The sequence below is a fragment of the Achromobacter sp. MYb9 genome (assembly GCF_002975275.1).
Taxonomy (GTDB): Bacteria; Pseudomonadota; Gammaproteobacteria; order Burkholderiales; family Burkholderiaceae_B; genus Achromobacter.
In genome coordinates, this window is the sequence record NZ_PCOQ01000002.1 from 454,087 (window position 1) to 462,696 (window position 8,610).

General features: G+C 65.7%; 7 protein-coding genes. All 7 read left to right on the plus strand.

The window, feature by feature from the left end; all coding sequences use genetic code 11:
- Positions 1-146: 146 nt before the first annotated feature.
- A complete protein-coding gene (gene gpmA / locus CQ050_RS06415; protein WP_105555955.1) occupies positions 147-899 on the plus strand; it encodes a 2,3-diphosphoglycerate-dependent phosphoglycerate mutase in 753 nt (250 codons plus the stop codon).
- Between the two features lie 189 nt (positions 900-1,088).
- Complete coding sequence (locus CQ050_RS06420) at positions 1,089-2,684, plus strand: murein hydrolase activator EnvC (RefSeq protein WP_105555956.1); 1,596 nt, start codon at positions 1,089-1,091, stop codon at positions 2,682-2,684.
- A gap of 84 nt (positions 2,685-2,768) precedes the next feature.
- Positions 2,769-4,214 carry a S41 family peptidase gene (locus CQ050_RS06425; RefSeq protein ID WP_105555957.1) on the plus strand — a complete coding sequence of 482 codons (1,446 nt, stop codon included), beginning with the start codon at positions 2,769-2,771 and terminating at the stop codon, positions 4,212-4,214.
- Positions 4,211-4,966 (plus strand): molybdopterin-synthase adenylyltransferase MoeB, encoded by a 756-nt coding sequence (locus CQ050_RS06430; RefSeq protein ID WP_105555958.1) that lies wholly within the window; start codon positions 4,211-4,213, stop codon positions 4,964-4,966. The genes CQ050_RS06425 and CQ050_RS06430 overlap by 4 nt, the downstream gene beginning before the upstream one ends.
- 139 nt (positions 4,967-5,105) lie before the next feature.
- On the plus strand, positions 5,106-6,302 hold the full coding sequence (locus CQ050_RS06435; RefSeq protein ID WP_105555959.1) for a GGDEF domain-containing protein: 1,197 nt from the start codon (positions 5,106-5,108) through the stop codon (positions 6,300-6,302).
- Positions 6,303-6,383: 81 nt separating this feature from the next.
- Positions 6,384-7,103, plus strand: coding sequence for a FadR/GntR family transcriptional regulator (locus CQ050_RS06440; protein WP_105555960.1), 720 nt, complete (start codon positions 6,384-6,386; stop codon positions 7,101-7,103).
- Complete coding sequence (locus tag CQ050_RS06445) at positions 7,100-8,512, plus strand: FAD-binding oxidoreductase (protein ID WP_105555961.1); 1,413 nt, start codon at positions 7,100-7,102, stop codon at positions 8,510-8,512. Before CQ050_RS06440 ends, CQ050_RS06445 begins: the two co-directional genes overlap by 4 nt.
- Positions 8,513-8,610: the final 98 nt, after the last annotated feature.

The following is an 8,610-nucleotide window of genomic DNA, read 5'->3' on the forward strand; positions in this document are numbered from 1 at the left end:
GAACCCTTGGCGTCGCCTCAGGGGCCGCGCCAGGGAAATGGGCGGGTGCGCCGGGGCAAAATCAAGGGCAAAATCACTCAATTATAAAATGAGCGCATTCTTTAACCATCCCCTAACTTTAACCCGCGCGGAAAGCGTGCCAAACCATGCATAAACTTGTTCTGATGCGCCACGGCGAAAGCCAATGGAATCTGGAAAACCGTTTCACCGGCTGGACCGACGTCGACCTGACCGAAACCGGCCGTGAACAGGCCCGCAAGGCCGGAGAATTGCTGAAGAAAGAGGGCTACACCTTCGATCTGGCCTATTCGTCGCTGCTCAAGCGCGCCATCCGCACGCTGTGGATCGCGCTGGACGCCATGGACGCCATGTACACCCCCGTGGGCGTGAACTGGCGCCTGAACGAACGCCACTATGGCGCGCTGCAAGGCCTGAACAAGGCCGAAACCGCCGCCAAGTACGGCGACGAACAGGTCCTGGTCTGGCGCCGCGCCTATGCCATCGCCCCGGAACCGCTGTCGCTGGACGACGAGCGTCATCCGCGTTTCGACAGCCGCTACGCCAAGATCCCGGCGGACCAGTTGCCTGCCACCGAGTGCCTGAAAGACACCGTGGCCCGCGTGCTGCCGTTCTGGAACGAATCCATCGCCCCGGCCATCCGCTCGGGCCGCAAGGTGCTGGTCGCCGCCCACGGCAACAGCTTGCGCGCGCTCATCAAGCACCTGGACAATGTGTCCGACGACGATATCGTCAACCTCAATATTCCGACCGGCCAGCCGCTGGTCTACGAATTGGATGATGACCTGCGCCCCATCCGCCACTATTATCTGGGCGATGCCGCCGAGATCGAGGCGGCCATGGCTGCCGTGGCCGCCCAGGGCAAGGCCAAGAAGGACTAAAAGGACCCGTTCACACCAGATGGAACCCCGCATGATTGCGCAATCACCCTCCGGGCAGGCTGGCACTCGGGCGCCAGGCGTCGTGGTGGCCACCTTGCGTGGTGCAGGCCGCGCGGCGTCAGCTACGCCTGGCCTGGCCTCCGATTTCCAGTTTGTGCGAGGCTCCCTCCGGTGAGAGCAGGTCCTTCTATGCGTCACACGGCAGGGTTGTTGTTGGCGGTCATGTTGGCCGGTGCGGGGTTGTCGGCCCGCGCGGCCCCCAACGACCTTGCCGGGCGCCAGTCCGACGCCGAACGCCAGCAGGCCGCCTTGCGCGACCGCATCGAGAACCTGCAAAAGGACATCGACGGCCGCGAGGCCGCCCGCAAGGAAGCGGCCGACGCGCTCAAACAGTCGGAGTCCTCGATTTCCAGGATCAACCTGCGCTTGCGGGAATTGGGCGAGGCCAACCGCCAGGCGCAGGCCGACCTGGCCAGCCTGGAAAAGCAGATCGGCGCGCAAGAGGCCGTGCTGGCAAAGCGCCGCACCGAGCTTGCCGATCAACTGCGCACCCAATACACCAGCGGCGTGTCGCCCTGGACGGCGCTGCTGTCCGGCGACGATCCCCAGGTGCTGGGCCGTAACCTCGGCTACCTGGATTACGTGTCGCAGGCTCGCGCCAATGCCGTGCAGGCGCTGCGGGCCGACATCGAGCGCCTGGCCGCCTTGCAGGCGCGTGCCGATGCGCGCCGCGGCGAGATCGAAAAGGTCGTGGCCGAAACCTCCGAACAGAAGACCGCCCTGGTCGGCCAGCAGAAAGAGCGCGCCACGCTGCTGGCGCAACTGGAAGGGCAGATCGCCGCCCAGCGCGCCGAAGCCAACAAGCTGGGCCGCGACGATCAGCGCCTGTCGCGCCTGATCACCGACCTGGACGCGGCGATCACCAAGCAGATCGAAGAAGCCCGCAAAGCCGAAGAGGCGCGCAGGAAGGCCGAAGAGGCGCGCCGGGTGGAAGAAGCCCGCCGCGCGGCCGAAGACGCCAAGAAGCGCGCCGAGGCGCAACGCCGCGCGGACGAAGCCCGCAAGAAGGCCGAGGCAGACCGCAAGCTGGCGGCCGACGCGGCCGCCCGGCGCGATCGCGACAGCCGCGACGCCCAGGAAGCGGCCCAGGCCCGCGAACAAGTCGAGACGGCGTCGCGCCAGAATCGCGGCCCCGTCGCCGTGGCCGACCCGGACGCCGCCGGATTACGCCCGGCTGAACAGCGCCACACCCGGCTGACGGATCCGGCCGACACGCCGCCGCCATCGACGAAACCCGCGGATTCTCCCAAAAAGGCGGAACCCGCCGAACCCGAAACCACTCCAACCCGCACCGCATCGGCCCAGCAGACCACTCGCGCCGTGCCGCTGGGCGGGGGCAACGGCTTGAAGCATGGCCTGGCCATGCCCGTGCGCGGGCAGGTGCAAGGCCGTTTCGGGGTCGACCGCCCGGACGGCGGTGTCTGGCGTGGCGTGGTGCTGCGCGCGCCGGAAGGCACCCCCGTCAAAGTGGTGGCTCCGGGCACCGTCGTCTACGCCGAGTGGCTGCGCGGTTTTGGCAACCTCATCATTGTGGATCATGGCCAGCAGTACCTGACGGTCTATGCTTACAACCAAAGTCTGCTCAAACGAGTGGGAGATTCAGTGACAGGTGGCGATACTATTGCTACGGTAGGGGCAACCGGCGGCCAAGTGGAATCCGGCCTATACTTTGAAATTCGCCATCGTGGCGCTCCTGTGGATCCGGCCCAGTGGCTGGCCCAGTAGGGGCATTGGCAAAATTGTCGTTGGTAAATAACCGTTGGTGAATTACCAAACCCCATCGGCGAAAACAAAATTCGGGAAGTGTGCATGGGCACTCGCAAGTTTCGCGGTTTCGGTCTGATAGCCATCGGTGCGGTGGCTGGCGTATTGCTTAGTGTTGGAGTGACAGCCGTCGCCCAGCGCGGCAGTCCCTTGCCACTGGACGAGCTCAGGCAACTGACCAGCGTGTTCGCCGCCATCAAGAACAACTACGTCGAGGCGGTCGACGACAAAACCCTGATCGACAATGCCATTTCCGGCATGGTTTCGAACCTGGACCCGCATTCCGCCTACCTGGATGCCGACGCCTTCCGCGAAATGCAGACGGCCACGCAAGGCGAGTTCGGCGGCCTGGGCATCGAAGTCGGCGCCGAAGACGGCTTCGTGAAGGTGATTTCGCCGATCGAAGGCACGCCCGCCGCGCGCGCTGGCGTCATGGCCGGCGACCTGATCATCAAGATCGACGACACGCCCACCAAGGGCATGACCCTGAACGACGCGGTCAAGCTCATGCGCGGCGCGCCCAAGTCGCCGATCACGCTGACCATCATGCGCGCCGACCGTCCCCAGCCCATCGTGCTGAAGATCGTCCGCGACATCATCAAGGTGCGCAGCGTGCGCAGCAAGATGCTGGACAACGGCGTGGGCTACATCCGCGTCGCGCAGTTCCAGGAAAAGACGGGTTCGGACCTGGCCAAGGAACTGAAGGACCTGGGCGCCAAAGAGCCGCTCAAGGGCCTGGTCCTGGACCTGCGCAACGATCCGGGCGGCCTCTTGACCAGCGCCATCGGCGTGTCCGGCGCCTTCCTGCCGGCCGACGCCCTGGTGGTGTCCACCGACGGCCGCACGCCCGACGCCCGCCACAAGTACCTGGCCACGCCGTCGGAATACGCTCGTGGTGAAAGCAACTACCTGTCCGGCCTGCCGGCCTGGACCAAGACCGTGCCGATGGTGGTGCTGGTGAACGTGGGTTCGGCCTCGGCCTCCGAGATCGTGGCCGGCGCGCTGCAAGACCACAAGCGCGCCAAGGTGCTGGGCAACCGCACCTTCGGCAAGGGCTCCGTGCAGGTCATCCTGCCGCTGTCCGAAACCACCGCGGTCAAGCTGACCACGTCGCGCTACTTCACGCCCAACGGCCGCTCCATCCAGGCGACCGGCATTGAACCGGACTACGTCGTTGCCGATACGGCCGACGGCGACTTGTTCCGCCTGCCGCGCGAAGCCGACCTGCAGCGCCACCTGTCCAACCCGGGAACGTCCAACGAAGTGAAGTCCAATGCCGAGCAGGACAACGTCGACGTCCCGACCAAGGTGTTCGAATTCGGCGGCAAGGACGACTTCCAGTTGCAGCAGGCGCTGAACGTGCTGGCCGGCAAGCCGGTGCAAAAGGGCTCGGCCCGTGCACAGGCCAAGGCTGACGCCAAGGCCGGCGGCGGCACGCCCACGCGCATGAAGATCACGCCGACCGGAGTCGAGCCCAGCAAGGACAAATGAACGACGAGCAACTGCTGCGCTACGCCCGCCACATCCTGCTGGACGAGCTAGGAATCGAAGGGCAGGAAAAACTGCTGGCGGCGCGTGTGCTCATCGTTGGGGCGGGTGGACTGGGTTCACCCGCCGCGCTCTACCTGGCCACCGCCGGCGTGGGCGACATCACCCTGGCTGACGACGACATCGTCGAACTCAGCAACCTGCAACGCCAGATCCTCCACACCACCGCCAGCGTCGGCCGGCCCAAGGCCGAGTCCGGGCGCGACATGCTGGCGGCGTTCAATCCGCAGGCGCAGGTGCATGCCCGAGTCGAACGCCTGAAAGACCAGTCGCTGTCCGACGCCGTCGCCGCCGCCGACCTGGTGCTGGACTGCACCGACAACTTCACCACCCGCCACGCCATCAACCGTGCTTGCGTGCAACACCGCAAGCCGCTGGTGTCCGGCGCGGCCATCCGCTTTGACGGCCAGATCAGTGTGTACGACCTGCGCGATGACAACGCGCCCTGTTACCACTGTCTGTTCCCGGAAGCGGACGACGTCGAAGAAGCCAACTGCGCCACGATGGGGGTCTTCGCCCCAGTCGTCGGCATCATCGGCAGCATGCAGGCGGCCGAAGCGCTGAAACTGCTGTCCGGCGTGGGTGAAAGCCTGTCTGGCCGCTTGCTGTGGCTTGACGTCCGCACTATGCAGTGGCGCAGCGTCAACGTCCAGCGCGACCCCGAATGCGCGGTTTGCGGCCATCGCGGCCACTGAGGCCGGCCCAGGCGCTAGGCGAAAAATTCGTTTTGCGCCGGGGGCTTATTGCCCTTTGGGACAATATTAAAGGCTTGAAATACCTGCTATAACGCCAGCCAGCCTACTCAATACAGGTAATGGCGATGGACGTGACGGCGTGGATACAGGACTGAAGTTCAGCTTGCCCAAGTGGCGCCTGACGCGCTGGTTGACGCACGCCGGCCAGGATACGCCCGCGGATATCCGCGCGGCGCTGATCGCCAGCCTGTTCGGCACGCTGCCCATCTTTGCCGGCGGCGTCATCAATACCCTGATGATTTCGGGCGTGGTCACCTGGCGTCGCCCCGAGCCCCTGTACATCTCGTGGCTGGCGCTGGAGGTGGTGCTGGCCATCGTCCGGGTCACGATCCTGCGCGCCGCCTTGCGCGCCGCGCCCAAGGGCGGCAACACCCATACCGACCTCTACATCGTGCTGGCGCTGCTGTGGGCGTTCAGCGTGGGCTATGGCGTGTTCATTACCTTTCTCAACGGAGATTGGCTGGCCGCCACCTTGGCCGGGGTGTCCTGCGGCGCGATGGCAGGCGGCATCTGCTTTCGCAACTACGGCGCACCCCGCCTGGTCGGCGCCATGATCTTCCTGAGCCTGGGCCCCATGTGCCTGGGCGCGCTGTTTACCGGCGAATACGTTACCGCCATCGTCTTCATCCAGATTCCGTTCTACCTGGTCAGCATGAGCGTCGCGTCGCATCGGCTGAACCGCATCCTGGTGTCCACCATGCTGGCCGAGCGCGACAGCGAACGGCGCGCCAACGAAGACGCGCTGACGGGCCTGGCCAACCGGACGGGGCTGCAGGTGGCGCTGGAGCGGGTTTGCGCCAGCGCGCGGGCGCACGACAGCCATGTCGCGCTGCTGTACATGGACATGGATGATTTCAAGCGCATCAATGACACCTACGGCCACGCGGCGGGTGATCAGGTATTGACCACCGTCGCCCAGCGCATGCGCGGCATGCTGCGGGTGGACGACGTTGCCGCCCGGATCGGGGGCGACGAATTCATCGTATTGGTGACGGGCATCGACGCCACGGCGGCGTTGCGGCTGGGCGAACACTTGCTGCACGACGCCTCTCAGCCCATCTCGCTGGCGGACGGCACCCGGGTCAGCGTGGGGCTTTCGATCGGCATTTCGATTATTTCGGGCGCCAATCGCAGCCCGCAGGCGGCGCTGGATTCCGCGGATGCCGCGTTGTACCGCGCCAAGGCGCGGGGCGGGCGCTGCTGCGAAATCGTCGGGGGCGGCGATGCCGACGCCACGGCGTCCGCAGGGGCCGGCGGAGAACCCGCCACCATTTGAACGGGGCGCATACGCCGGCAACCGGGGCGTATTGGGTTGAAAGTTATCAGATAACCTGAAAAATCTGCCTATAATCCAGGCATGCTGACCAAGACCCTGACCTTGACCGAACAGGTCGCCCGCCAGATCGCCGCCGACATCGCCGATGGCGTGCACCCGGTCGGCGCCAAATTGCCGTCCGGCCGGATTCTGGCCGGCCAATACGGCGTCAGCGCCGCCGTGATCCGAGAGGCGACGGAGCGCCTGCGCGCCCAGGGCATGATCCAAAGCCGGCAGGGCTCGGGCAGCACCGTGGTGTCGCGCACCGGCAGCCAGGGCTTTCAGGTGTCTAGCGGCATCGGCGTGGACCGTGGCCAATTGGCCGGCGTCTACGAATTGCGGATGGAGCTGGAAGGGGGCGCGGCCGCGTTGGCGGCGTTGCGGCGCAATGCCGCCGACCTGAGCGCCATGGCGCAGGCGCTCGCCAGCCTGGAGGCCCACCTTGACCATCCCGACGACGGCGTGGAACACGATGTGGCGTTCCACATTGCCATCGCCGCGGCCACGCACAACAGTACCTACCAGGACCTGTTGCAGTACTTGAATCTGCAGTTGCGGCTGGCGGTCCGCACCGCACGGTCCAACAGCCGTTTGCAGGAGGGACTGACCGCGGCGGTGCACCAGGAACATGTCGCCGTGTTCGAGGCCATCCGCGCGGGCAATCCCGAACAGGCCCGCCAGGCGGCGGTCTTCCATTTGCAGCAGGCGGCTCGCCGCCTGCAACTCGATCCCTTATTTTTCGCGGCAACGCAGACACCATGAGCGCATCCGACTTCACGCAACGCCTGACCCAGGCCCTGGGCCCCGACACCGTCTACACCGCCGACGCGGATATCGCTCCGTGGCTGTCCGACTGGCGCGGTCTGTACAACGGCCATGCCCAAGCCGTCGTGCGCCCGCGCACCACCGCCGACGTTGCCGCTTGCCTGGCCTTGTGCCAGCAGGAGGGCGTGCCGGTGGTGCCGCGTGGCGGCAATACCGGCCTGTGCGGCGGCGCGACGCCGGACGGCAGCGCGAAGAACGTGGTGCTTAGCCTGGACCGCATGAACGCCGTGCGTTCTATCGATACCGTGGCCAACACGATGGTGGCCGAAGCCGGCGCCATCCTGGGCAATCTGCGCCGCGCCGCGCAGGACGCGGGACGGCTGTTGCCGTTGAGCCTGGCGGCGGAAGACTCCAGCCAGATCGGCGGCAACGTTGCGACCAACGCCGGCGGCGTCAATGTGGTGCGCTACGGCATGGCGCGCGAATTGGTGCTGGGCCTGGAGGCCGTGCTGCCCACGGGCGAGATCTTCAATGGCCTGCGCACGCTGCGCAAGGACAACACGGGCTACGATTTGAAGCAGTTGCTGATCGGCTCCGAAGGCACGCTGGGCGTGATCACGGCGGTGGCGTTGCGCCTGTTTCCGCGCACCGATGTACGTTCGGTGGTGCTGACGGCCGTCGAGTCGCCTGCGCAGGCGCTGCAGTTGTTCGAGATTCTGTTCGAGCAGTGCGGCGCGCGCCTGCAGGCGTTTGAGTACTTTTCGGGCGATTGCCTGGATCTGGTGCTGACGCACGCCGAAGGCGTGCAGGAACCGTTCGATCAGCGCTATCCGGCGTATGTGCTGGTGGAGTTGGCCGACACGGCCGATGAGGCGGGCCTGACGACGCTGCTGGAAAGCGTGATCGGCACGGCGCTGGAACGCGGCCTGTGCCTGGACGCCGCAGTGTCGGCGTCGTTGTCGCAGTTGCAGACGCTATGGAAGCTGCGTGAAGAAATCTCGGAAGCACAGCGCGCCGACGGCCCACACCTGAAGCACGACGTGTCGCTGCCGATCGAACGCATTCCGGAGTTCATGGTGTCGGCGGAGGCACGCGTGCGCGCGCTGTACCCCGATATCCGCCCATTCATTTTCGGCCACTTCGGCGACGGCAATCTGCACTACAACCTGTCACGTCCGGCAGGTGCCGACAGGGATTGGGTGGCGGTAAATGGTGCGGCGATCACGGATGCGGTGTTGGATGAAGTAAATCGCTACGGCGGGAGCATTTCAGCGGAACACGGGATCGGGCAGTTGAAGCGGGAGCATTTTCTGCATAGCAAGGATGCCGTGGAGTTGAGGTTGATGCGGGAGATCAAGAAGGTGATGGATCCGGCGGGGATTATGAATCCGGGGAAGTTGCTGTAGGGGTGGTTCAGGGGGCGTCTTTAGATCTTCGTGGGACGCTCGTCGCCGGGGTCGGGTGGGTGGCGCGCGCCCACGATTGCGGTCCGGAGCCTTCGCTC

What these genes read in the sequence shown, in the direction of transcription:
- gpmA (WP_105555955.1), top strand. Translation starts at nt 147, where the DNA reads ATGCATAAACTTGTTCTGATGCGCCACGGCGAAAGCCAATGGAATCTG.
- CQ050_RS06420 (WP_105555956.1), top strand. Translation starts at nt 1,089, where the DNA reads ATGCGTCACACGGCAGGGTTGTTGTTGGCGGTCATGTTGGCCGGTGCG.
- CQ050_RS06425 (WP_105555957.1), top strand. Translation starts at nt 2,769, where the DNA reads ATGGGCACTCGCAAGTTTCGCGGTTTCGGTCTGATAGCCATCGGTGCG.
- CQ050_RS06430 (WP_105555958.1), top strand. Translation starts at nt 4,211, where the DNA reads ATGAACGACGAGCAACTGCTGCGCTACGCCCGCCACATCCTGCTGGAC.
- CQ050_RS06440 (WP_105555960.1), top strand. Translation starts at nt 6,384, where the DNA reads ATGCTGACCAAGACCCTGACCTTGACCGAACAGGTCGCCCGCCAGATC.
- CQ050_RS06445 (WP_105555961.1), top strand. Translation starts at nt 7,100, where the DNA reads ATGAGCGCATCCGACTTCACGCAACGCCTGACCCAGGCCCTGGGCCCC.